Source organism: Thermus altitudinis (genome assembly GCF_022760835.1).
Taxonomy (GTDB): domain Bacteria; phylum Deinococcota; class Deinococci; order Deinococcales; family Thermaceae; genus Thermus; species Thermus altitudinis.
Map to the genome: position 1 here is coordinate 1 of NZ_JAKTNQ010000062.1, position 2171 is coordinate 2171.

General features: G+C 62.9%; 3 protein-coding genes and 1 pseudogene. 3 read left to right on the forward strand and 1 reads right to left on the reverse strand.

Going from position 1 to position 2171, the window contains the following annotated elements:
• A pseudogene (locus L0D16_RS12300) lies at positions 1–192 on the reverse strand (hypothetical protein); the annotation flags it as partial.
• Between the two features lie 32 nt (positions 193–224).
• On the opposite strand from L0D16_RS12300, the gene folP reads away from it, so the two are divergent.
• From folP to L0D16_RS12315, 3 genes are all read left to right on the forward strand, one after another.
• A complete protein-coding gene (gene folP / locus L0D16_RS12305; RefSeq protein ID WP_243032471.1) occupies positions 225–1043 on the forward strand; it encodes a dihydropteroate synthase in 819 nt (272 codons plus the stop codon).
• Between the two features lie 2 nt (positions 1044–1045).
• Positions 1046–1402 (forward strand): dihydroneopterin aldolase, encoded by a 357-nt coding sequence (folB, locus tag L0D16_RS12310; RefSeq protein WP_243032472.1) that lies wholly within the window; start codon positions 1046–1048, stop codon positions 1400–1402.
• A 176-nt stretch (positions 1403–1578) separates the two neighbouring features.
• Positions 1579–2124, forward strand: a complete 546-nt coding sequence (locus tag L0D16_RS12315) for a LabA-like NYN domain-containing protein (RefSeq protein WP_243032473.1) — start codon at positions 1579–1581, stop codon at positions 2122–2124.
• Positions 2125–2171 lie beyond the last annotated feature (47 nt).

The following is a 2171-nucleotide window of genomic DNA, read 5'->3' on the forward strand; positions in this document are numbered from 1 at the left end:
TGTGGGGGGTCCATGTATCCCCGGACTGAAGGTCCGGGGCATTATGGCCCCCCCACGCCCCCCTTTTCTGTAAGGGGTGGGTACCACGTGGAGCAGCTCCGCGGGGATGCCGAGCCCCTCCTGAAGAAAACGGGCGCTGTCCACCACCACCTCCAACCCCTCTCCCAGGTCCACCGCAGCCGACAGACGCATGTTTCACCCCCTGGCCCCAATATAATCCTGGCGTGCTTTGGCTTCGCGACCGCACCCTGGACCTTTCCCGCCCCCGGGTCATGGGCATCCTCAACCTCACCCCCGATTCCTTTTCCGATGGCGGCCTCTACCTGGACCCGGAAAGGGCCCTGGAAAGGGCCAAGACCCTGGTGGCGGAGGGAGCGGATCTCCTGGACCTGGGGGCCGAGTCCACCCGGCCCGGGGCGGAGCCTGTGCCCCTGGAAGAGGAAAAAAGGCGGCTTCTTCCGGTTTTGGAAGCGGTCCTGGAGCTGGGGGTGCCGGTGAGCGTGGACACCCGTAAGCCCGAGGTGGCGGCGGAGGCCCTGAAACTGGGGGCACACCTCATCAACGACGTGACGGGCCTTCGGGATGAGCGCATGGTGGCCCTTTGCGCCCAGTATGGGGTGGCCGCGGTGGTCATGCACATGCCCGTGCCCGATCCCAAGGCCATGATGGCCCATGCCCACTACGGGGATGTGGTGGCCGAGGTAAAGGCCTTTCTGAAGGTCCAGGCGGAAAAGGCCCTAAGGGCTGGGGTTCCCCAGGTGGTCCTGGACCCAGGCTTTGGCTTCGGGAAACTTTTGCAACACAACCTCGCCCTCCTCCAACACCTGGAGGAAATCGTGGCCCTGGGCCATCCCGTTTTGGTGGGGCTTTCCCGCAAGCGGAGCATCGGGGAGCTTACGGGGGTGGAGGAGCCCGCAAAAAGGGTCTTTGGCTCTGTGGCCGCCCACCTCTTTGCTGCCATGAAGGGGGCCAGGATCCTTCGCGTCCACGACGTGGCCGCCCACCGGGAGGCCCTGGCTGTTTGGCATGCCCTTTGGGGGTAGACGTGGGAGAGATCGCCCTTTTGGGTCTGGAGTTCTATGGCCGGCATGGGGTAAAGCCCGAGGAAGGTCGCTTGGGGGCCCGTTTCGTGGTGGACCTCTGGCTGAAGGTACCCTTTGAGGGCAAGGGGGACCGGCTAGAGGAAACCGTAGACTATGCCGCCGTCTACGCCCTGGTGGAGGAGGCGGTGCGCCACAGGCGGTTTTACCTCATAGAGGCCCTGGCGGACCACCTGGCGGAGGAGCTCTTAAAGGCTTTCCCCCGCCTCGAGGCAGTCCGGGTCCGGGTGCACAAACCCCACGCTCCCATCCCTGGGGTCTTCCGCGACGTGTACGCGGAAACGGAAAAAATACGTCCCTAAGCGTTCTTTTGTCCCTCATCTTGCGCTCATGGGAAAACCGTGATAGGATAGCCCCGCCCAAAAGGGCTACGTGGAGTGTGTATCCCTTCCCCCACTGCTCCATAGGAGCGGTGGGCTATAAACTTTCTCACCCGCCTGGGCTAAACTGAAGGAGCCCGTCAAGGGGCGGGAGTATTATGGAAAGGGTAGCGATATTCATCGACGGCTCCAACCTGTATAAGGGGTTGGTGCAACACCTGGGAACGGATTATCGGCTAAACTTTGTGGAGTTCATTACGCTTCTGACTGCCGGACGCAAGCTCCTCCGCGCCTACTATTACAACGCCCCCCTTCCCCCGGAAGACCCCGCCGCCAAGGCCCACCAGAGCTTTCTCAACTACTTGAAGCGGGTGCCCTATGTGGCCGTGCGCCTGGGCCGCTTGGAGAGGCGGGCCGAGGGGTTCGTGGAAAAAGGGGTGGACATCCAGATCGCCATTGACATCCTCCGTCTGGCCTACGCCGACGCCTACGACGTGGCGGTTTTGGTTTCTGGGGACGGGGATTTCGCCGAGGTGGTCAGGGTGGTCCAGGACATGGGCAAGCAGGTGGAAAACACCACCTTCCACGCCCTTTCCTCCCACCGCCTGGCCCAGCAGGCAGACCGCTTTTACCCTTTAGACGACTTCCCGTGGGAACGGCTTAGGGCACAAAGCCTTCCCCCGACCCCAGAAAGCGGCGAGTGACGACTCCCCGCTCTTCAGAGCGGGGCTTCGCGGTTCTAGGTTAGAGC